Here is a 23,573-nt window from a genome sequence, read left to right on the forward strand (position 1 = left end):
GCAGGGGTAGGTGTAGGTATATGGGCAGAGGTAGGTGTAGGCCCGGTCTGGCCCGTTCCCTGTGCCTTTAGATCTTGCCCTGTTCCTTCCACCTTTACCCTTCCTGCTTCCTGTTTACTGCTTTTTGTTTCCAGCCCTCGCGCTAGAAGCACACATTTAGCCGCGTGCCTCTAGCGTCGTCCTTCTATCACCGTGCTATTCGCCCGGTCGTACTACTTGGTAATCGGGAAGCTCTGCCCCAAGCGTTTCGCGTGCCAGGCCGGCATCAATTGCTTCCCATACCGCGTGTACGGCCGCTCGGTAGGCGTTGAGGAAAATCTGGTCACCTTGTTGGTTGGAAATTTCCAGTTTGGTTCCCACTAGCCGGGCGGTTTCCTCGCCGCATGTCCAAGTATCACCGGTTTTGGTTATCTGCGGGTATACCTCGTTGAGGGCCCGCAAATCATCAGCGAGGAAGGTCGGCCGTTCTTCTGGTACGGCAAGCATAATGTCGCGCGCCGAATTCACTCCCGTAAGTACATGCAGGGAAGGAATCCCGGCAGCGACCGCCCCACGCACATCCGTGTTGAGCCGGTCCCCCACCGCGAATGGGTTTTGGGCTCCAAGTTTTTCGGCTGCAATCTTATATATTCCGGGATCTGGTTTGCCCGGAGAAGTAGGTTGCACACCGGTCGCGTTAACGATCGCGGCAACTAGGGAACCGTTACCGATCATATGTCCGCGTTCTTGGGGAAGAGTGGCATCCAAATTTGTGGCGATAAACCGAGCACCTTTTTGGATGGCGAGTGCTGCTTCGGAAAGCTGTTTCCATCCGATTTCCGGATAGAAGCCTTCTATCACCGCCGCCGGATTATCATCAGCCGAGGCTACCTGTTGGAAACCGGATCCTTTCATGGCCTCATGTAGCCCGGCCCCGCCAATCACGAGGACTTTCGCGCCTTCCGGCAAAAGCTGCTGTGCGAGTAGCACGGCTGCTTGCGCCGAAGTGAGGATGTCTTCCGGCCGGGTTTCTAATCCGAGTTCGTTTAGCTGTGCTGCCACTGTCTCTGGTGGGCGGGAAGCATTATTCGTCACGAACACGGCTTTCATGCCGGCGGCACGGGCCGCGCTATAGCCTTCCGCCGCGTGCGGAACGGGATCCCCGCCCAGGTAAGCTACTCCGTCCAGATCGAAAAGTGCTCCGTCATAGTTTTGTGCGAAAGGCTTTTGCATAGCTTTAGTCTTCCTTCTTATTTTTTTCTGCGGCAGTTGCGTCTACGTTCGCCGTCTTTTCCGAATTTTCTTGTGCTTCTTCCGGTTCCGCCACATTATCCGTCTCCGGTTCCGGCTGAGAATCCGCTACCGGTGCTGTTTCCGCTGCGGCTTCGACAAGCGTTTTGCTATTAGATTCCGCCGCCGCATCGCTTTCCGAAACGGTCGGCTGCGAGACAGTTTCTTCCGCACCCGGCGTTTCTTCTTCTGCAGCCGACGTTTCTTCCGGTACCCGAGCTTCTTCTTCCGTCACCGATTCGGATTCTACTGGCAGTTGCGCCGGGGCTACTGTTTCAGCTTCTGCCGTTTCCTTGCCTTCCACGGACACTGTAGCGTCTTGTGATTCCTCAGCTTGGGCTGGGGCTTCTTTCTCCGTTGTGGCTTCGGGGGCTGTGTCTTCCGGCATTTCGGCCCCAGCCGCTTCAACCCCAGCAGCTTCAACCCCAGCAGCTTCAACCCCAGCAGCTTCAACCCCAGCAGCTTCAGCCCCAGCAGCTTCAGCCCCAGCAGCTTCAGCCGCGGCGGCTTCATCCTGTGCCGCTTCTTCATCTCCTGCGCCGGCTGCTAGGTCTTCTGTGGCGGCTTCTTCCGCTGTTTGGTCTTCTTCCGGTTCTTCTTCGATTTCCATGAGGAGATCGACTTCGCCTTCACCTTCGTATACCGGCGTCCAGCGGCGGCGCAGTTCTTCGGCTTCCTCGGTCTGCCCGACCTCTGCGAGCCGGTCTGCCTTCACGAGTTCTACCCGGGCGCGGAGTTCTTCCCCGAGGTTTTCGGATTTGATTCTTTCGATCACCGAGAGTCCGCCGGCATAGTCGCCCGTGTCGGCGCGCGCCCCGGAAGTGACAATTGCGAGTTCGATTTGTGCTGCCGGGGAGAGTCGCTTCAGTGGGACTTCCGCAATGAAGGAAAGCGCCTTTTCAGGTTTGCCGAGCCCGCGTTCGGCGTCTGCTTCTAGTGGCGCATGGGAATAGTCGTCCGTCATGCGCCGGTAGGTGCGTAGTTCGCGTAGCGCTTCGCTGTAGCGTCCGGTCAGGTAGGCGGCAATACCCAGTGCCTCGCGTACGACGTCGACTCGGGCAGCTTGCCTATAAGCTGCCTTTGCGTGTTCGTAGGCGAGTTCGGGGTTTTCGTCCATCATCATGCCGGCATAGACGAGGTGTCGTGCAACCCGATCAGCGGTCCGCTTGGACAAGGATTTCAGGCTACGTGAAGTCTGGGGGTCCAGGTCAGAGGCCCGTACTGATTCGGGGACTTCTGGATCGCGGCGTCCTGCGCGTTGTTCCTGCGTGGTTTCGCGTTCCGGCCGGTGGGAGCGAAAGTCGCGCCGCGGTTCACGTTCTTGTGTAGCGGAGGCCTGGCTGTCGCTATGCACGGCTTGTTCTTCAGTGTTTGTTGCAAGTAGGTCTTCTCGTTGGTCGCGGTCTTGGTCGCGGAAGTCGCGGTGCCCGCGACCACCTCCACCAAAGTCGCGGCCGCGCCGATCATCCCGATCAAAACGCCGACCCCGACCGCCATCATCACGACGATCCCGGTACCCACGTGAATCTTCCCAACCACGCCCACGCCGATCATCACGACGCCGATCACGACCACCGAAATCACGATCCCGGCCACGGAAATCACGGTCCCGGTCCTGGAAATCACGCCCACGCCCGCGACCACCATCTCCAAAGTCACGACCGCGCCGATCATCCCGATCAAAACGCCGACCCCGACCACCATCATCACGACGATCCCGGTACCCACGCGAATCTTCCCAACCACGCCCACGCCGATCATCACGACGCCGATCACGACCACCGAAATCACGATCCCGATCACGGAAATCCCGGTCCCGGCCACGGAAATCACGGTCCCGGTCCTGGAAATCACGCCCACGCCCGCGACCACCATCTCCAAAGTCACGACCGCGCCGATCATCCCGATCAAAACGCCGACCCCGACCACCATCATCACGACGATCCCGGTACCCACGCGAATCTTCCCAACCACGCCCACGCCGATCACGGTGCCCGTCGCGGTCGCGGCCACCGTCGCGGTCGCGGAATCCGCGGTCTGATCTCCTATCGCTAAAATCGCGCCGACCACGATGCGCTTCACCGGAGCCATCGCTCCAGAAGTGGCGGTCTCTGTTATCTCGCCGGCGGTCGCTTCTGTGACCCGAGGATCCCCGGCGCCCGGAAGCCGATTCCCATCCGCTCGAAGAGTCGTTACGGTCCCGACGCTCATTATCAGACATTAAATAAATCCTCGCAGTTCACTTATAAGCCAACCGAGCCATCCGGCTCTGAATACCGTTTCATTCTACCTTCTACACGTACCTGAAACCACGTGGCGACGCCATTGGAGCGATCACCACCACAGACCCTTCAGGCTGGTTAAATAAAAAATGGGGGCCTACCCCAGCCCCCAAACAAAAACCAAAACCCGCACACCAACAGGCCGACCAACCAACAGGCCAACCGACCAGCCAACCACCCAGCTGCAACCAAAAACCAAACAGATTAGCCCGCAGACCAACCCGCAACCAAGCCCGAACAGACTAGCCCGCAGGCCAAACCAAACCCGCAAACCAGCCACAACAAACCCACAAGCCAAACAAGCAGTTAAACAGGGAAAGCGGGAAACACCCCAAAAAGAGTATCCCCGCTAAACCCACAAAAATATTTTTGGCGGCAGCGACCTACTCTCCCACGCCCTCCCGAGCGCAGTACCATCAGCGCAGGCGACCTTAGCTACCGGGTTCGAAATGGAAACCGGGCGTAACCCCACCGCTAAAACCACCGCCAAAAACCAAACACCACCAACCACACAAACACACACAAACCATATGCATACATGTGTGCGTGTGGCCGTGCTGGTCTGGTAGTCAAGAATCGCATAGCAGACACAAACACCAAAACAACCGTAAAAACCATGAAAAACAATCTTTGTAGATGGTCGGTCATTAGTACCAGTCAGCTCCACCCCTCACAAGGCTTCCACCCCCGGCCTATCAACCCCGTAATCCACAGGGGACCTCACCCAAAACAAAAACTTTGGTTGGAGAACTAATCTCGAAGCAAGCTTCCCGCTTAGATGCTTTCAGCGGTTATCCCTCCCGAACATGGCCAACCAGCAATGCCCCTGGCGGAACAACTGGCACACTAGAGGTTCGTCCGTCCCGGTCCTCTCGTACTAGGAACAGCCCTTCTCAATTCTCCTACGCGCGCAGCGGATAGGGACCGAACTGTCTCACGACGTTCTGAACCCAGCTCGCGTACCGCTTTAATGGGCGAACAGCCCAACCCTTGGGACCAACTCCAGCCCCAGGATGCGACGAGCCGACATCGAGGTGCCAAACCATGCCGTCGATATGAACTCTTGGGCAGGATCAGCCTGTTATCCCCGGGGTACCTTTTATCCGATGAGCGACAGCGCTTCCACACGCCACTGCCGGATCACTAGTTCCTACTTACGTACCTGCTCGACACGTCCGTCTCACAGTCAAGCCCCCTTATGCACTTACACTCAACACCTGATTACCAACCAGGCCGAGGGAACCTTTGAACGCCTCCGTTACCATTTAGGAGGCAACCGCCCCAGTTAAACTACCCACCAGGCACTGTCCCGAACCCGGATCACGGGCCACAGTTAGACATCCAACACGACCAGAGTGGTATTTCACCAACGACTCACTGACAACTAGCGCCACCAGATCACAGTCTCCCACCTATCCTACACAAACCGCACCAAACACCAATACCAAGCTATAGTAAAGGTCCCGGGGTCTTTCCGTCCTGCTGCGCGAAACGAGCATCTTTACTCGTACTGCAATTTCACCGAGCTCATGGTCGAGACAGCGGAGAAGTCGTTACGCCATTCGTGCAGGTCGGAACTTACCCGACAAGGAATTTCGCTACCTTAGGATGGTTATAGTTACCACCGCCGTTTACTGGGGCTTAACATCCCAGCCTCACCCCCACAAAGAGGGATCACCAGTCCGATTAACCTTCCAGCACCGGGCAGGCGTCAGTCCGTATACATCACCTTACAGCTTCGCACAGACCTATGTTTTTGATAAACAGTCGCTTCTCCCCAAACTCTGCGACCCCCAACCCCTAGCCACGCAAAGGCAGCTTCAAGGCAAGGGCCCTCCTTCTCCCAAAGTTACGGAGGCATTTTGCCGAGTTCCTTAACCACGATTCACTCGCAAGCCTTAGTATGCTCTACCCAACCACCAGTGTCGGATTACGGTACGGGCAACCCCAAACCTAACGTCGATGCTTTTCTCGGCAGCACAGGCTCACTCTACTTCCCAACCAAAAAAGGTCAGTCACCATCAGGCCTCACCCACACGCTTCCCGGATTTACCAAAGAAACAGGCCACACCCTTAGACGTGCCAAGCCATTAGGCACGCGAAGCTACCACTCTGCGTCACACCCGTTAACACGCTTGCACCACACATCTTGGTTCCCACAAATCCACCACCCAAACCAACCCAAACAAATGGGAAGACCCAAGCAACTTCATGGCAGTTAACATCAACACGCAGCACACTTGACGGTTCAAGGCCGGTACCAGAATATCAACTGGTCACCCATCGACTACGCCTGTCGGCCTCGCCTTAGGACCCGACTAACCCAGGGCGGACAAACCTACCCCTGGAAACCTCAGTCATACGGCCGGCAGGATTCCCACCTGCCAAACGCTACTCATACCTGCATTCTCACTCGCATCCAGTCCACCAGTCATCACCAACCAGCTTCACCCCAAACACGACGCTCCCCTACCAAACAACCCCCACACAAACATAGGGACCATCTTCACGGTTTCGGCGGTGCACTTAAGCCCCGCTACATTGTCGGCGCGGAACCACTAAACCAGTGAGCTATTACGCACTCTTTCAAGGATGGCTGCTTCTAAGCCAACCTCCTGGCTGTCAACGCAACTCCACATCCTTTCCCACTTAGCACACACTTAGGGGCCTTAACCGATGATCTGGGCTGTATCCCTCTCGACAATGGAGCTTATCCCCCACAGTCTCACTGCCCTGCTCGCCTTGCAGCATTCGGAGTTTGGCTGACATCAGTACCCACAACAGGCCATCAACCAACCAGTCGCTCTACCACCACAAAACAACACAAAACGCTGCACCTAAATGCATTTCGGGGAGAACCAGCTATCACGGAGTTTGATTGGCCTTTCACCCCTACCCACAACTCATCCCCCAGGATTGCAACCCTGGTGGGTCCGGACCTCCACACGCTCTTACACGCGCTTCACCCTGGCCATGGGTAGATCACCCCGCTTCGGGTCTAGAACACGCAACTAAACGCCCTATTCAGACTCGCTTTCACTACGGCTACCCAACAAAAGGTTAACCTCGCCACATGCCACTAACTCGCAGGCTCATTCTTCAAAAGGCACGCCATCACCCCCACAAAAAAGGGCTCTGACGGATTGTAGGCGCCCGGTTTCAGGCACTATTTCACTCCCCTCCCGGGGTACTTTTCACCATTCCCTCACGGTACTATCCACTATCGGTCGCAATGGGTATTTAGCCTTACCAAGTGGTCTTGGCAGATTCACACGAGATTCCACGAGCCCCGCGCTACTCGGGCACACACCAACGCAGCCACACCAGTTTCATCTACACGGCTATCACGCACTACGGCAGGCCATCCCAGACCCTTCAACTACCAGCACGGTTTATCACTACGCTCCCCCACGTCGGCAAGGGAAAAGGCACGCCCCACAACCCCCCGCACGCAACACCCGACGGCTATCACACGCACAAGGTTTAGACTCCTCCGCTTTCGCTCGCCACTACTCACAGAATATCTCTTCCAGCAGGTACTAAGATGTTTCACTTCCCCACGTAACCACCCACCACCTATCAATTCAGCAGCAGGCGACCCACAAAAAGCAGGCCAGGTTCCCCCATTCGGACACCCTCGGATCAACGCACGCAAGCCAACTCCCCGAGGCATATCGCAGGCCACCACGTCCTTCTTCGGCCCATCACACCAAGGCATCCACCGAACGCCCTAAAACACCTACAAAAAACTCAACAAAACACAGAAATTACAGAAAAATGCTCGCATCCACTATACGATTCACAACCACCACACCAACACCACACAACCCACACCAAACAAACAATGCGAGCCACGCAGGCAGCACGGGCACAAGTACCCAAGAGCCCAACAGCATGCCAGAAAGAAAAACCCCGATCGCAAAAAACAAACCCCACACAAAAAACAGGACACCAACACAGCACCCCAAGCGCAGGAAACCCCTTAGAAAGGAGGTGATCCAGCCGCACCTTCCGGTACGGCTACCTTGTTACGACTTCGTCCCAATCGCCAACCCCACCTTCGACCGCTCCCCCCAAAAAATGGTTAGGCCACGAGCTTCGGGTGTCGCCAACTTTCGTGACGTGACGGGCGGTGTGTACAAGGCCCGGGAACGTATTCACCGCGGCAATGCTGATCCGCGATTACTAGCGACTCCCACTTCACGAGGTCGAGTTGCAGACCCCGATCCGAACTGAGACCGGCTTTCAGAGATTCGCTCCACCTCACAGTATCGCAACCCACTGTACCGGCCATTGTAGCATGCGTGAAGCCCAAGACATAAGGGGCATGATGATTTGACGTCATCCCCACCTTCCTCCGAGTTAACCCCGGCAGTCTCCCGTGAGTCCCCGGCCAAAACCGCTGGCAACACAAGACAAGGGTTGCGCTCGTTGCGGGACTTAACCCAACATCTCACGACACGAGCTGACGACAACCATGCACCACCTGTACACCACCAAAAAAGCTACCCCATCTCTGGAATATCGCAATGTATGTCAAGCCTTGGTAAGGTTCTTCGCGTTGCATCGAATTAATCCGCATGCTCCGCCGCTTGTGCGGGCCCCCGTCAATTCCTTTGAGTTTTAGCCTTGCGGCCGTACTCCCCAGGCGGGGAACTTAAAGCGTTAGCTACGGCGCAGAACCCCGGAAAAGGACCCCACACCTAGTTCCCAACGTTTACAGCATGGACTACCAGGGTATCTAATCCTGTTCGCTACCCACGCTTTCGCTCCTCAGCGTCAGTAATGGCCCAGTGACCTGCCTTCGCCATCGGTATTCCTCCAGATATCTGCGCATTCCACCGCTACACCTGGAATTCCAGTCACCCCTACCACACTCAAGCCTGCCCGTACCCACTGCACGCGCGAAGTTAAGCCCCGCGTTTTCACAGCAGGCGCAACAAGCCGCCTACAAGCCCTTTACGCCCAATAATTCCGGACAACGCTCGCGCCCTACGTATTACCGCGGCTGCTGGCACGTAGTTAGCCGGCGCTTATTCAGCACATACCCTCAACCCACCCCAAGTGCGAGCCTTGTTCTGCACCAAAAGAAGTTTACAACCCGAAAGCCTTCATCCCCCACGCGGCGTCGCTGCATCAAGCTTCCGCCCATTGTGCAATATCCCCCACTGCTGCCTCCCGTAGGAGTCTGGGCCGTATCTCAGTCCCAATGTGGCCGACCACCCTCTCAGGCCGGCTACCCGTCAACGCCTTGGTAGGCCATCACCCCACCAACAAACTGATAGGCCGCGAGCCCATCCCCAACCGAAAAAACTTTCCAACCACCCCCATGCGAGGACAGAAGAATATGCAGTATTAGACCCAGTTTCCCAAGCTTATCCCACAGTTGAGGGCAGGTTACCCACGTATTACTCACCCGTTCGCCACTCGAGCACTCCAATCAAAAAAGAAAGAAGCCTTTCCGTTCGACTTGCATGTGTTAAGCACGCCGCCAGCGTTCGTCCTGAGCCAGGATCAAACTCTCCACAAAAAACAAAATGCAAAGAGCCCAAAACGACTCCAAAAAAACAACCACACCCAAAAACCAACCCAAAAAAGAGCCAGCCCCCAAGGCGCAGCCAAAAAACACACCAACACAACAACACCAACCACACCCCAAAACAACCCCAAAAAGGCCATCCCAGAACTGCAGCCAGCACTGCCACATCAGCAACAATCAAAATCAATCAAACTGGCACACTATCAAGCACCCAAACACCACACCCACACCCCACAAAACCAACACCCAAAACAAGGCACCAGCCCCACAAGGAGAGCGACCAGCAGTCTAACAACCAAACAAACAAAAGTCAAACCCAAACCAAACAAGACCCAAGCCCAACCTCTGCCCGCCAGCCAAAACCACCAGCAAACAACCACCAACCAGAACCAAAACCCCAGGAACAAGCCAAAAAACCAGCCCACCCGAAGCAACAACCCCAACCGGCGACAGCAGAAAACAATACCCACCCCACCCCAAAAACACAAACCAAAACCCCAGTGACACCAAACACACACCCACAAAACCCCACCAACACAACAAAAACACAAACCAAAAACAACAAGTAGCCCCGCAAGTCAGCGTGACTTGCGGGGCTACTTGGGAGCTATTTATTTGCTTCTTACTGGTTTGGCCACTCTCTTGCGAGGCTCACTGTTTTCTGAGGTTTGACCGCTTGTTGAAACGCTCGCCGCTTTTACGAGATCAGGCCCTTCTTACGAGGTTTGCCTGTTTCGTTTCCCTGCTTCGTAGGCGTTTATTGGACTCGTACAGACTTCGCACTTACTCGCGGGCGCGCTCAAACAAACATGGTGTCTACTCGCGTGCGGTACCGTCCAGCACACCAACTGCCAAGTTCTTCTTGCCCTTGCGCAGAAGCACATATCCGCCATCGAGTACTTGTTCGGCACTGAGTACGGCGTTTTCGTCTTCTACTTTCTGGTTGTTGATGTACAGGCCGCCGGAGCGAATGGTGCGGCGTGCCGCGCCCGTCCCCCTTTCTTGGCCGGTAGCGGCAAAGAGTTCTACGACGGGCTGGCCTACCTCGGCATCGGCTGCCGGAAGTTCGGCGACGGCGTCGTGCAGGGTGGCAGCGTCCAGATCGAAAAGCTCATCGCTTCCGAAAAGTGCGCGGGAAGCTGCTTCTACCCGCGCGGTCGCCTGCGCACCATGCACCCAGGTGGTTACGTCACGGGCAAGCACCCGCTGCGCCTCGCGTGCCTGGGGGCGTTCCGAAACCTGTTTGGCAAGCTCTTCGATTTCTTCCCGAGTACGGAAAGTAAAGACTTTGAGCATACGGACGGCGTCTTCATCAGCGGTGTTGAGCCAGAACTGGTAGAAGGCGTAGGGAGACATCATCTCGGGATTAAGCCAGATTGCGCCACCTTCGGATTTACCGAACTTGGTGCCGTCTGCCTTGGTGATGAGCGGGTTCGTCATCACGTGCACTTCTTTTCCTTCGACCCGGCGGATGAGGTCAAGCCCGCCCACCAAGTTGCCCCACTGGTCGTTTCCGCCCAGCTCCAACGTGCATCCGTAACGCCGATACAGTTCGAGGAAATCGTAGGCTTGCAAAATTTGGTAGGAGAATTCCGTGTAGGAAATACCTTCTTCAGATTCCAAGCGCCGCGCCACAATATCTTTATTGAGCATGGTTCCTAGGCGGAAATATTTTCCGATATCGCGCAGGAAATCGATGGCGGAGATATCTTTCGTCCACTCGTAGTTATTGACGATCCGCGCGGCATTTTCGCCCTCAAAATCAAGCAAACCGCTGATCTGGTTGCGCAACGCTTCCGCCCATTGCGCCACGGTTTCGCGCGCATTGAGCTGCCGCTCCGAAGTGGGCCGCGGGTCACCAATTAGCCCGGTTGCTCCCCCAACCAAAGCAATCGGTTTATGGCCGGCAAGTTGCAAGTGCCGCATTACCTTAATTGCTACGAGATGCCCGTGATGCAAAGAAGGAGCGGTGGGATCGAAACCGCAATAATAGGTAACTGGACCCGCCGCCAGGTGCGCGCGTAGCGCCTCCAGATCGGTATGTTGCGCGATCAGTCCGCGCCACTCAAGTTCGTCCAGAACGTCCGTCACTATTTGTCCTTTCACCTATTTTGCGGGCCGCCCAACACGTACCCACTAAAGAAATCTTGCCTGTTTCTGCCCGCTAAGGCAAAACCATTTCGCAACCGTTTCGCGGTGCAGTGCCCGCTCAGTTCCCTGCTTTGCCTGCCGGTTCAGTTCCCTGCCGGCTCTCCGCACCAGAAATCACACTTTCACGCCGCATACCGGTGGCGACGCCGTCGTACCCCGGATCCCCGGTGCTCGCCTAACGCATTTCCACGCGCGAATCCGTGAATTTACGTGCCGCTGCCAGCGCATTTTCTGCTTCGCTGAGTTGCTCGGCCACGCGGACAGGCGCGGTACCACCAATACCATTGCGAGCTTCTACCGAACCGCGCGCGCTCAGCACTTCACGTACTTCGGGTGTGAGCCGCGAGTCGATTTCTGCGAGCTCATTATCCGTAAGATCCCACAGTTCAATGCCGCGTTCTTCACACCGGCGCACGCACTGCCCGGAAATCTCATGGGCGTCGCGGAAAGCCACCCCCTGGCGGACGAGCCATTCGGCGATGTCCGTGGCGAGGGAGAAGCCGCGCGGCGCCAAGTATTCCATGCGCTCATAGTCGAAACGCATGGTGGAGATCATGCCGCTGACGGCCGGGAGCAGCACATCGAGTTGGTCAATCTGGTCAAATACGGGTTCTTTATCTTCCTGCAAATCCCGGGCATAGGCCAAGGGCAGGCCCTTCAAGGTGGCAAGCAAACCGGTGTGGTCGCCAATGAGCCGGCCGGCCTTGCCGCGCGCGAGTTCCGCAATATCGGGGTTTTTCTTTTGCGGCATGATGGAAGAGCCGGTGGAGTAGGCGTCGTCGAGCGTGACGTAACCAAATTCCTGGGTGTTCCAAATAATGATTTCTTCAGAGATGCGCGAAAGGTCGATGCCGATCTGTGCCATGACGTAGGAAAACTCCGCAACTACATCGCGCGCCGAAGTACCGTCAATCGAATTGTGGGTAACGGCAGAAAAACCGAGGTCGGCAGCTACTTGTTCGGGATGTAAGCCAAGCGTATTTCCCGCTAAGGCACCGGCCCCGTATGGCGAATAGGCAGCGCGCCGGTCCCAATCTTGCAAGCGCTCCAGATCCCGCAAGAACGGCCACGCATGGGCAAGCAACTGGTGGGCTACGAGCACCGGCTGGGCGTGCTGCATATGAGTGCGGCCCGGCATAATCGCATCTCCAGCTGCCCGCGCCTGCGCAATTAGCGCTTCTACTACGTCTAGGAGTTTGCCGCCCAAGATCCGTGCTTCATCGCGCAAATACATGCGGATTTCGGTAGCAATCTGATCGTTGCGAGACCGCCCTGCGCGCAGCTTGCCACCAAGTTCGGGACCCGCATATTCCAGCAGGCCACGTTCCAAAGCTGTATGTACGTCTTCATCATCCGGGCGAGGCCGGAACTCGCCCGATTCCACCGCCCGTTCGAGCTCCTCCAGAGCCCGGAGCATTTCGCCTAGTTCCTCTTCCGTGAGCAGCCCGGCTTTTGCTAAACCGCGGGCGTGTGCGCGTGATCCAGCTAGGTCATACGGGGCTAGCCGCCAATCAAAATGGGTAGAACGGGAAAGCTCCGCGAGGGCTTCAGCTGGCCCGCCAGCGAACCTGCCACCCCAGAGCGCGATGTGTTCGGTATTTTTCGACATGCGCCCATGGTAATAGGAAAACGCTACGCGGCCCGCCTTCGGCTCTCCTCGTGAACAGCGCGCGTGGGTTCAGCGCGAGCTACGTACGGGCCAAGTGAGCGAATGTACGCCCGTGCAGAACGGCGCGAATCGTCAGAAGCACGCTAAATCCCCGCGAGCAGAAACTCGCTACTTCCCCGCGGGCAAAACCCACTAATTCCCCGCAGGCAGGAACTCGAAACCTTGCTCCAGGATGATCTGCGCGTTTTCAGCCCGGCGAGCGGCAATATGCTCCATTCGAGAAGCAACCGTTTCCGTGAACGGTCCCACTTTTTTACCGTAGCGGGTATCCACCCAGTCTTTAATTTGTTCATCATACGCGGCCAGCGCCTGCGTCCAAGATTCTGGTTCCGTATACTGGTTTTCCATCATCCGTAATTCCGCGGCCATTCGCGGCTTTACCTCCGGTTCTTCAGCCGGATGCCCAAAGATCACGCCGAGCACCGGATAAGTGAGCTTGGGCAGTCCCAAAATTTCGATCAGCCGGCGCGTGTCATTTTGAATCGAACCAAGGAAGCAAGTTCCCAGACCTAAACTTTCCGCCGCTACCACCAAGTTTTGTGCCATCAGGCACGCATCGGTGAAAGCTGCCGTAAACGCATCGTAGGAAGAGGCGGCCATGCCGCTCACCCCATTTTCTTGGGAGATACGCCGGGCGCGGCGCGTATCAACAATGAAAATCCACAGTTCGGGAGCCTGCGCCACATAATCTTGCGTGCACACCTGCGCGATCTGCGCGGCAATTTCCTTATCGGTTACCCGAATCATCGAAGAATGCTGCAAACCTTGTGAACTCGGCGTGCGGTTAACCGCGGCCTGCAAGGCAGCAAGGGTTTCCGCCGAGATCGGTTCCGCCGTGAATTTCCGAATTGTCCGATGGTCAAGTTGCGTTTCAATTGTGCTATTCATTTCCATGGTCAAATTCTCTCACGTTTCTGGAAGGCTCGGCGCTGCTCCTTCTTGCACCCCACTTGCCCACACTTGCACCCCGCTTGTCCACACTTGCACCCCACTTGCCCACACTTGCACCCCACTTGTCCACACTCGCACCCCGCTTGTCCACAGTGCGGACACTTCTGCAAAAATCGCAGACCTCAGGTTCTGTGACGCGAAAAGCATTTTGCTTAGCCTTCCTTTTTCTTGAAGCCTGATAGAGTGCAAGTGCAATGGAGCATCCCTCCAGCTGCATCCCAGCTCGCGGATACCGCGGGCTATTTTTTATGCGGCAGGTGGGCCTCCATGCATCCTGGTTCCGGCGCCCGCGGGCTAGAAACGGTGAGTATTCACCGGGTTTGTATAGCCCCTCGCGTTCCGTTCCGGGAAAATCTCCGGTACTGGAGTTGCGAAGCCACCTGCCGCGTATTTGCTACGTATTTACTGCGTGCGGCAGGTCTCATTCGGCAAGTCCGTATCGGACTCATCGTCTTTCATATAAGGGTTTAATGGAAAATAACGGAAATACACGGTTTTTTAGGGTCCCCGGATCCGATCGCGAGTACGACCGCAATAAGCTTCTGCTGGTTCTTCTGGTCTCACTTGTTATCTCACTTATTCAGGTCAGTTCAGTAAATAATCTTTTGCCTGTTATTACTTTGGACTTGCATGCAGAACGTTCGGACCTGCAGTGGGTGCTTTCGGGGTATGCGCTTCTCTTTGGTTTAGCTTTGGTCCCGGCCGGGCGGCTGGGTGATATTTTCGGCCGCTCAATGACCTGGATGATCGGGGTAGCGATTTTCACGCTCGGTTGTGTTTTGTGTGGAAGCGCGACGACGCCGACCATCTTGAATCTGGCGCGAGCACTACAAGGATTGGGAGCTGGCGTCTTTTCACCGCAGGTAACCGGCTTGATCCAACAGTTCTTCTCCGGGCACGCCCGGGCCAAGGCTTTCTCCTATATGGGCTTGGCTATTTCCGCGTCCGTGGCCGTTGGTCCGCTTATTTCCGGCAGCCTTGTGCAATTCCTCGGTAATGCTGGCTGGCGTTGGAGCTTCTTCTTCAACGTGCCGCTCGGCCTGCTGGGTATCGTCCTCGGTTTCTTCTGGCTACCTTTCTCGAAGGAACGGCGCACAATTGGTCCGTCTGCTTCCGCAGCGAACCGCGAGTATCGGGCCAAGCAGCGCGCCCGCGGGCGTAAACCGGCCCGCAAGCGTGGCGACCGGATCGATTTGGACCCGATCGGCATGCTTTTGCTAACGGTATCCGTGCTGGGCATCATGTTGCCTTTCATGACGGACTACAGCTGGCGTTGGTTCATGTTGCTCGGCGCGGTGGTGCTCATGGCCGTCTGGGTTTGGTGGGAAGGCTACTACCCCAAGCGGGGCGGGATTCCCATGGTTAACCTCAGGCTCTTCACGATCGAATCTTTCTCCTACGGGGTGGCTATTGCCGGTATCCAATTCCTGGGTACTACCTCTGTTTTCGTAGTTTTGGCTTTGGTCTTCCAGCAAGGTTTGGGCTTTTCCGCGCTAATGGCAGGTTTGATTGGCTTGCCCAATGCGCTACTGTCTGCATATTTCGCAGTATGGTCTGGCAAGCGGGCAGTAACACACGGCCGGCGTTTGCAGACGGATGCTTTGCTCATTATGTTTGTTTCGCTGCTGGCCTCGATCGGGGTTGCCTGGGGTGTTTTGACCGCCGGCTGGAACCCATGGTGGATCATGGTTCCGATCGGGTTCTTCGGTATCGGGCAGGGCATTATGGGCTCCGTCAACCAGACGGTTACCATGTCTGATGTGCCCCGGGCACACGGCGGTACCGCTGGTGGTATTCAGCAAACCGCGCAGCGTATTACCACCGCAATCGGTAATGCGATGATCACGGCGATTCTGTTCACTTTCGTCAGCGATCAAGATAATGCTTCGCTACATGACTGGGCGATTGGTTATGCCGGTTCTATCGGTACGATCTGCGTGATCGTTGCATGCTCGCTAATTCTTGCCTTTATCTTCCAGCGTCGCCCGCTGCAGCCCGCGCCCGCCGACCGCGGCGACTAAAACCGCAACTATTAAGGTGCGGCGAATAAGACGCCGTCACTAAGAACGCGGTCACTAAGAACGCGGTCACTAAGAACGCGGACGCGGCACTAAAACGCGTGGCTAAAATGCGCGGCGAGTAAGGCACTTTTCGCTAGCTACATATAAAAGACGAGGCAGACATGCCAAGGGCCGGGCGGGAAACACACGAATCGTGTTTCCCGCCCGGCCCTAGTCACTTTCTAGCTGTATAACGGCAACATAGCTATAGCTGCGAATAGCTGCGAGCATAGCTGTATAGCTGCGAATAGCTGCGAGCACAGCATAGCGGCGAGCACAGCTGTGAATTGCCGGGAGCACAGTGCTGCGGCTAACCGCAGCACTGGCGCGGTTAACCGCAGCACTGGCCTATTAATCGCAAACTAGCTAGCCGCACTTGTACCGCAAACTCTTTGGCCACATACTTGCTCGATAATCGTCGATTACCGCAAGCTAGCTGGCCGCTTGTTTGCTTAGTTGAGAGCGGACTTGCCGATGGCTTCGCCGCGGCCGAACTTGACGTCCCGGGCTGCTGCGAGCTGGCTGGGAAGCCCGGTTAGTTCGATGAAGCCCCGCGAGAGGGACTGATCGAAGGAGTCGCCGGCGTCATACGTGGCAAGGTTGAAATCGTAGAGCGAAGTTTCGGAGCGCCGGCCGTTCGGCGTCGCCCGCCCACCATGCAAAACCATGCGCACATCACCGGAAACATACTGCTGCGTATCATCAATAAACGCATCGAGGGAACGCTTGAGCGGGCTGAACCACTGACCTTCATACACCAGTTCCGCCCAGCGTTCAGATACGCGCCGCTTGAAACGTGCCTGTTCGCGATCCATCGTTACGTTTTCGAGGTCCTTGTGCGCTTCAATCAGGGTCATGGCGCCGGGAGCTTCGTAAATCTCACGGCTCTTAATCCCCACCATGCGGTCTTCGACGACGTCGATGCGGCCGATCCCCTGCGCCCCGGCACGCCGGTTGAGCTCTTGGATAGCTTGCAAAGGCGTAACGTCACGGCCGTCAATTTGCACCGGGATGCCCTGTTCGAAAGTAATGATTACTTCATCTGGAACCGGCGAATACGTGGGATCATCGGTGTATACGTAAACATCCTTCGTAGGCGCGTTCCACAGGTCTTCCAAGTAACCGGTTTCGACGGCGCGGCCCCACACATTTTGGTCGACCGAGAACGGATTATGATGCGTCGTTTCGATCGGCAAATCATGCTTATTGGCGTAATCGATCGCAAATTCGCGCGTGAGGGCGAGGTCGCGCACCGGAGAAAGGCACTTTAGATCGGGCGCCAAAGAGGTAATGCCGTTTTCGAAACGGACTTGGTCGTTCCCCTTGCCGGTACAACCGTGGGCCACCGTGGTGGCACCGAACTGGCGGGCAGCCGAGACCAAGTGCTTCACGATTACCGGGCGCGAAATCGCGGATACCAGCGGGTAGCGATCCATGTACAGGCCGTTCGCCTTCAGTTCCGGCATGCAGTATTCATTCGCGAACTCGTCTTTCGCGTCTGCCACATAAGCTTCTACCGCACCGCAGTCCAGGGCTCGCTGGCGAATAGTTTCGAGGTCTTCGCCTCCCTGCCCCACATCCACCGCAACGGTGATAACTTCCGCTCCGGTTTGTTCTCCGATCCAGCCGATTGCTACCGAGGTATCGAGCCCACCTGAATAAGCGAGCACCACCCGATCTTTAGCCATTTCTCTCCTCCCGCGCTACGCGCGATACTTCTCTTCGTTTTGCCGGCGGAATTGCCTCCGCCTTACCAACAGGCTTGCTTCGTTTTGCCAAGGGATTTACTTCGTTTGCCGGCGAACTTGGCCCGCCCAGGTCTTACCGGCGGGTCTGTTTTCATACCTGGCCACCTAAGCCAACTGCACTGCCTAGGCCAGATTGAGCAGATGCTCCGTAAGGTTTTGTGCCCGCTCTTCCGATTCGGTAACTACGAGCACAGTGTCATCCCCCGCTATGCATCCCAACACGCCGGGAAAATGTGCCCGGTCTACCCCGGAAGCTAGCAATTGTGCCGCTCCCGGCGGGGTGCGAAGCACTATTTGGTTTAGTGAATAGCGGGCACTCGTCATAATTTCCCGTGCCCAGCGAGCAAGTTGACCGCGCGCCTCCGAATCCGGGGAATCCGGAATCTTGTACACGCTCACTCCATCGACTTTGGTTTTCACCGCGCCGAGTTCATCGAGGTCGCGCGAAAGCGTGGCCTGCGTGACGTCTACACCTTCCGCTGCGAGCAACTGCCGCAAATCGTTTTGGGAACGCACCTGATGCGAATCCAAAAAATCCGAAATAAGGCCTTGCCGCGCTGCGCGGGTAGCCGGAATGTTCATACTGTCACCGCCTATTCACTTCACTACGAAACATGCCGTTTTAGACATGCATAACTATACACGCGATCTAATACAAAGAGCGCTGTAAGGCTGTGTTTCTCCTCGCACCATGCGCTGGTTATACCCACAGCCTCTGACGGTAACGCTGAGGCTTCGGGCGTTATCCTCTAAGCGCTACTTTCTCGCGCATAAACTCCGTGAAAGGAGCCAATTCCTCGCGAGTGATACCCAACGGCGGCGCTATGCGCAAAGTGTTTGCATTGGCGGGGTTGACGATAAAGCCCGCTTCGAGCAGTTCGGCGGCAAGTTCCGACGCATTTTCTACCGCGATGCCCAGTAACAGCCCTTTACCTCGCACCGCATATCCGGCCGCGCTTAGTTCTTCTTGCAGCCAAGTACCGGTGGCCTGCACGTGCCCGGATTGCAGATAGCCCGAGATTACTTCCAGGGTGGCAAGCGCTGCCCGCGTAGCCAGCGGATTGCCACCGAAGGTAGAGCCGTGATCTCCCGGGCCTAATAATTCCCCGGCCTTGCCAATACCGATGCAAGCTCCCACAGGAACGCCCGAACCTAGCCCTTTGGCAAGGGTGACGACGTCGCCCCGTACCGTTTCACTCGAGGCTAACCAGCTGCCGGTGCGCCCCACCCCGGTTTGAACTTCGTCAATAATGAGTAGGGCGTTGTGGCGGTCGCATGCCTGGCGGGCCGTCTGCAAAACTTCCGGAGCGAGCGGTACCACACCCGCTTCCCCTTGAATCGGCTCTACAAAAAGCGCGGCCACGGAATCGTCAACCCCGCTTTCGATACCGGCAACGGTTGCCGGAACCAACCCTGTTTGTCCCACTAGCGGCGCGAAAGGCTCACGCAGCGAAGCTTTCGAGGTAACCGAAAGAGCCCCGAAAGTACGGCCGTGGAAAGAACCTTCTAGCCCCAAGATTTTCCCGCCGGGCTTATGGGCGCGGGCAATTTTCAGGGCCGCCTCATTAGCTTCCGTACCGGAGTTGGTAAAAAACACGCGGGCCGGCTGTGTATATCCGGCCTCCGCAATAATTTCCGCCAGCTTTTCGGCCAGGGCGAGTTGCGGGGCGGTTGCAAAGAAATTCGAAGTGTGTACGAGCTGCCCTAGCTGCTCGCGCAAAGCCGCCACCACGTGCGGATGACTATGCCCCGTGGAATTAACCGCAATCCCTGCCAGTAAATCCAGATAGCGCCGCCCTTCGCTATCCCAGACGTACACTCCTTCCCCGCGCACCAATTGCCGCGCCGGAGTAGGGAAAGTCCGCATCATCACGGCCTCATAGCGTTCCTGATAACTCTTCATTGCTTCGTACCTTTGCCTCGTACCTTTGGCTCGTGCCTTTGCCTCGTAACTTTTACCGCGTGTCTTTTGCCTTTTACATTTGCTGTTCTTTTTGGTTGTCTCTAGTTTCCCCGGCGAAGTAGTTTCCCCGGAGGGCTATTCCCAACCGTGCCAGCTTTCCCCGAGGGCTAGTTTTCCAACCGGGGCTAGTTTTCCAACCGGGGCTAGTTTTCCAACCGGGGCTAGTTTTGCCCGGCGGCCAGTTTCCCCCAGCCTGCGAGAATCCCCAGCAGCTTATTTCCACAGCCGCTAAGTTCTTCACCGGAAAAACTACTCATCGGGATAAAAAACTACTCATCGGGATAAAAAACTACTCATCGGGATAAATTGCAGTGCCAATACCCTCGTCGGTGAAGACTTCGACGAGCATGGAGTGTTCCAGGCGCCCATCAATCACGTGTACTTCCGGCACGCCCCCAGAAAGGGCTTGCAGGGCCGCTTCCATTTTCGGAATCATGCCCGAGCTCAGTGCCGGCAAAAGCTCCCGCAACTCCCCCGCCCGCATACTGGTAATGAGCGAGTTTTTATCCGGCCAGTTGCGATACACGCCTTCCACGTCCGTCACCATAATGAGTTTGCGAGCTCCCAGCGCCGCGGCCAGATCTGCGGCCGCCAGGTCCGCATTAATATTGAGCACTTCTGTGGTGGATTCAACGTCCACGCCTATGGATGACACTACGGCGATCCGCCCGTTTTCTAATACCCCTTCAATCGCGGCCGGATTCACCCCTACCAGTTCTCCTACGTGCCCTAAATCAGCAGACTTCCCAGCTCCATCGGTACGGGCGCGCCGTGCCATAAATAGCTGTGCATCTTCCCCGGAAAGCCCAATCGAATACGGATGGTCCGCATTGAGGAGTGAAACCAATTCGCGTTGCACTTTCCCGGTAAGGACCATGCGCACCACATCCATGGTTTCTGCGTCTGTATACCGAAACCCACCCCGAAATTCCGGTTCCATGCCAAGCCGGCGCAACATTTCATTAATTTGCGGGCCGCCCCCATGCACCACGACCACGCGAATCCCCACATGATGCAGGAAAATAATGTCGTGCGCTAGGGCCTGGCGGAGCTGATCGGAAACCATCGCATTTCCGCCATATTTGATCACAAATACTTCTCCTGCAAACCGGCGCATCCACGGCAAGGCTTCTACGAGCACGCTCGCTTTGCGCCGCGCCCACGCGGTTTCGCCGTTTGGCTCACCCGAAACCGGGTGGTCTTTGGCCGCCGGGCCAAGTGCTGTTTCAGTTTCTGTTTCTGGATTGACCATTGCTTACTGCCTTCGCGTCTATCGTTAGTGGGTGGTATTTACGGGCTTGCCGTTACCGGGCGCCCGGATTGCGCGTGCCCATGTGCCCAGCACAGGTGCGCCCGCCAGGAGGTCCCTTTGCCTTTAGGAGCGCGTCAGCCAGCTCGTTCGCACAGGTGCGCCCGCCAGGAGGTCCCAGCAGTTGCCCCGCAGGCGAGTTTCTGGCTACGTGCTGTACGCAGAGTTTTCGTGCACATAGTCATGCGTAAGATCATTTGTAAGGAGCGTTGCGGTTGCCGAGCCCGCATTCAAAACGAGGCGGATATGGGTTTCCCGCGGGCTCAGATCCGTGCTGTTTCCGGTACCGCTCCCCTGCCGAGCCAGGCATACCCCGTTTATATACAACTCCACTTCCGCCGGATCATAAGGCGCAATATCGGCAGGTACGGTTCCGGCAGCCGCCAAAACCCGGCCCCAATTTGCGTCATTACCAAAAATCGCCGTTTTCACTAGGTTCGACCGCGAAATCGCGCGCGCTACTGCCAGCGCGCCAGCTTCCGTGGCCGCTTCTGCCACTTCCACGCGAATCACGTGGCTCGCCCCTTCGGCGTCGTCAATCAACTGCGCGGCAAGATCTGCGCACACGGCCGTGAGGTTCGTCGTAAAATCCGTGGCGGATGGAGTGTGCGCGCTCGCTCCCGAAGCTAGGAGTACCACGGTGTCGTTCGTAGACATACACCCGTCCGAATCGAGGCGATTAAACGTCTTCCCCACGGCTTCCTGCAAGGCGGTTCGCGCAAGTTCGGGGGCCACCACCGCATCCGTAGTAATAACACAAAGCATGGTTGCCATTTCAGGGGCGAGCATCCCCGCACCTTTCACGATTCCGCCAAGGCTATAACCGGTACCTTGCACCGCCGCGTTTTTCGCGTACGTATCAGTGGTCATAATCGCTTGCGCCGCGTTTTGCCCGGCTTCTTGAGAAGATGCGAGTTCCTTCGCCGCGGTTTCTATACCCGCCAGTATTGTTTCCACAGCTAAGGGTTTGCCGATTAGCCCGGTAGAACAAACGACGACGTCGTTCGCCGCTACGTCTAGGGTTTCGCCAACTTTTTTCGCTGTGGCCACGGTATCGGCATACCCGGCCGGGCCGGTGCACGCATTCGCATTCGCCGCATTCAGAACTACGGCACGGGCCTGACCATTTGCCACCACTTCCCGCGTATACACAACCGGTGCGGCCGTAAAACGGTTCGCGGTAGTCACGGCCGCCGCGGTGTACTGCGGGCCTTCATTTACGATTAGGGCCAGATCTTTCGCCCCGCTTTTGCGCAACCCGCAGGCAATGCCGGCCGCGCGAAATCCTTGTGGCGTGGTAACCGTCATGGCGTTACTCCATTTCCTGGTAGGCCCAGGGTTTCGGGTAGCCCTAGCGCCAAATTCAAACTTTGGATAGCAGCACCTGCGGTGCCTTTCACGAGATTATCGAGTGCGCAAATCACCGTCATCCGCTCCCCGCTACGATCCAGCTCCGCATGCACGAGGGCAGTATTGCTTCCATATACCGCCGCGGTGGTAGGCAAATCTTCACTCCACTGCACAAAAGGTTCGCCTGTATACGCCGCTTGATAAGCATCGCGTACATGCTCGCCGGTAGTTCCGGGCCGCACCGGCAAAGAGACACAGGCTAAAATCCCGCGGGCCATGGGTACCAAAATCGGCGTCATCGAAAGCGAAAAAGTAGTTTCTGGCGCGGCCACATATCCCAGTTTTTCCTGGATCTCGGGAATGTGCCGGTGGCGCCCGGCGATGTTGTATGCGGAAGCTGATTCCAGAGCTTCAGCGGCAAGCAAATGTGGGGCCGGGTTTTTTCCTGCCCCGGAATAACCAACGGCAAGGGTCGCCACCATGTCTTCTCCGGAAACAAGCCCGGCCGCCAAGGCCGGCTGGATAGCAAAAATCATTGCCGAAGCATTACAGCCCGGCCCGGCAATCCGCCGCGTAGTAGCCAATGCAGCGCGCTGTGCTCGTGCCGCAGCTATTACAGCGGTGGCGCTTCCGGTAGTGCTTTCTGCCTCACCGCCACTATTTGTGGAAAACGCATCCTCGCCTCGTGAGGGAAAAACGACGCCCCCAGGAAAGGCCTCCTCTTCCTTTGCGGATAGCGGTCCCTCGGTGGGAAGCGCCTCAGCGTTGGGAAGCTCGTCACCTTTATCGCGGCGTAGCAGTTCCGGCATTCCATACGTCCAGGCCGAGCGGTAGGTACCGCCATAAAAAGCATTCCAAGCCTGTTCGCTTTCTAGACGATGATCCGCGCCCAGATCAACAAGAATTGCATCCGGGTTTATTTCCGCGATTTCTTGTGCCAATTGGCCGGAGGCTCCGTGCGGGAGGGCAAGCACGACTACATCGCCTTCTGCGAGCCGCGCCGCCGAAGTTTCAACGACGTCGTACTTTGCATAACTACGCAAATGCGGGTGGTACTTACGCAAGCTGCCACGCGAGGAGCCCGCGCTGAGAACCCCGGGCGTAAATTGCGGATGACACGCGATTAAACGCAGAAACTCGCCCCCTGCATAACCGGTGGCACCGGCAAGATTAACGGTGAACATGCGTGTACTATATCCGCCAGAGTGCATAAATAAAAGTTTGCTCATTTTGTAAGATGACGGTACGGCAGGCGCGCCCAGTTTGCCTCCGGAAATGCCTT

13 protein-coding genes and 3 rRNA genes are annotated in these 23,573 nt (G+C 56.7%); 1 reads left to right on the forward strand and 15 read right to left on the reverse strand.

Annotated features, from left to right (window positions below; translation table 11 throughout):
- Nucleotides 1-195: 195 nt before the first annotated feature.
- From H8274_RS05810 to H8274_RS05850, 9 genes are all read right to left on the reverse strand, one after another.
- Complete coding sequence (locus tag H8274_RS05810; protein ID WP_065415254.1) at nt 196-1,212, reverse strand: HAD-IIA family hydrolase; 1,017 nt, start codon at nt 1,210-1,212, stop codon at nt 196-198.
- Between the two features lie 4 nt (nt 1,213-1,216).
- Nucleotides 1,217-2,443: a tetratricopeptide repeat protein gene (locus H8274_RS05815; protein ID WP_185934068.1), complete on the reverse strand. Its 1,227-nt coding sequence runs from the start codon at nt 2,441-2,443 to the stop codon at nt 1,217-1,219.
- A gap of 5 nt (nt 2,444-2,448) precedes the next feature.
- Nucleotides 2,449-3,360: a hypothetical protein gene (locus tag H8274_RS05820; RefSeq protein WP_185934069.1), complete on the reverse strand. Its 912-nt coding sequence runs from the start codon at nt 3,358-3,360 to the stop codon at nt 2,449-2,451.
- A gap of 561 nt (nt 3,361-3,921) precedes the next feature.
- Nucleotides 3,922-4,039, reverse strand: a 5S ribosomal RNA gene (gene rrf, locus H8274_RS05825).
- Between the two features lie 140 nt (nt 4,040-4,179).
- Nucleotides 4,180-7,296 (reverse strand): 23S ribosomal RNA (locus tag H8274_RS05830).
- Nucleotides 7,297-7,537: 241 nt separating this feature from the next.
- Nucleotides 7,538-9,081, reverse strand: a 16S ribosomal RNA gene (locus H8274_RS05835).
- Together the 16S, 23S and 5S rRNA genes form the textbook arrangement of a ribosomal RNA operon.
- 825 nt (nt 9,082-9,906) lie before the next feature.
- Nucleotides 9,907-11,181: a tyrosine--tRNA ligase gene (tyrS, locus tag H8274_RS05840; protein WP_185934070.1), complete on the reverse strand. Its 1,275-nt coding sequence runs from the start codon at nt 11,179-11,181 to the stop codon at nt 9,907-9,909.
- Nucleotides 11,182-11,416: 235 nt separating this feature from the next.
- Complete coding sequence (argH, locus tag H8274_RS05845) at nt 11,417-12,850, reverse strand: argininosuccinate lyase (protein ID WP_185934071.1); 1,434 nt, start codon at nt 12,848-12,850, stop codon at nt 11,417-11,419.
- A gap of 192 nt (nt 12,851-13,042) precedes the next feature.
- Nucleotides 13,043-13,804 (reverse strand): nitroreductase family protein, encoded by a 762-nt coding sequence (locus H8274_RS05850; protein ID WP_083078540.1) that lies wholly within the window; start codon nt 13,802-13,804, stop codon nt 13,043-13,045.
- Between the two features lie 527 nt (nt 13,805-14,331).
- Here H8274_RS05850 and H8274_RS05855 point away from each other — a divergent pair.
- Nucleotides 14,332-15,882 (forward strand): MFS transporter, encoded by a 1,551-nt coding sequence (locus H8274_RS05855; RefSeq protein WP_074661769.1) that lies wholly within the window; start codon nt 14,332-14,334, stop codon nt 15,880-15,882.
- Nucleotides 15,883-16,373: 491 nt separating this feature from the next.
- Here H8274_RS05855 and H8274_RS05860 read toward each other — a convergent pair whose 3' ends face one another.
- From H8274_RS05860 to H8274_RS05885, 6 genes are all read right to left on the reverse strand, one after another.
- Complete coding sequence (locus H8274_RS05860) at nt 16,374-17,609, reverse strand: argininosuccinate synthase (protein WP_049619785.1); 1,236 nt, start codon at nt 17,607-17,609, stop codon at nt 16,374-16,376.
- Nucleotides 17,610-17,792: 183 nt separating this feature from the next.
- Nucleotides 17,793-18,251 carry an arginine repressor gene (argR, locus tag H8274_RS05865; protein ID WP_049619784.1) on the reverse strand — a complete coding sequence of 153 codons (459 nt, stop codon included), beginning with the start codon at nt 18,249-18,251 and terminating at the stop codon, nt 17,793-17,795.
- Nucleotides 18,252-18,411: 160 nt separating this feature from the next.
- Nucleotides 18,412-19,572, reverse strand: a complete 1,161-nt coding sequence (locus H8274_RS05870) for an acetylornithine transaminase (protein WP_185934072.1) — start codon at nt 19,570-19,572, stop codon at nt 18,412-18,414.
- Between the two features lie 349 nt (nt 19,573-19,921).
- The gene (gene argB, locus H8274_RS05875; RefSeq protein ID WP_244924615.1) at nt 19,922-20,749 is read right to left on the reverse strand and encodes an acetylglutamate kinase; all 828 of its coding nucleotides are present in this window, start codon (nt 20,747-20,749) and stop codon (nt 19,922-19,924) included.
- A gap of 339 nt (nt 20,750-21,088) precedes the next feature.
- Nucleotides 21,089-22,249, reverse strand: a complete 1,161-nt coding sequence (gene argJ, locus H8274_RS05880) for a bifunctional glutamate N-acetyltransferase/amino-acid acetyltransferase ArgJ (protein WP_185934074.1) — start codon at nt 22,247-22,249, stop codon at nt 21,089-21,091.
- On the reverse strand, nt 22,246-23,475 hold the full coding sequence (locus tag H8274_RS05885) for an Asd/ArgC dimerization domain-containing protein (RefSeq protein ID WP_185934075.1): 1,230 nt from the start codon (nt 23,473-23,475) through the stop codon (nt 22,246-22,248). The genes argJ and H8274_RS05885 overlap by 4 nt, the downstream gene beginning before the upstream one ends.
- Between the last annotated feature and the right edge of the window lie 98 nt (nt 23,476-23,573).

The organism is Actinobaculum suis, assembly GCF_900618115.1.
Classification (GTDB): Bacteria; Actinomycetota; Actinomycetes; order Actinomycetales; family Actinomycetaceae; genus Actinobaculum; species Actinobaculum suis.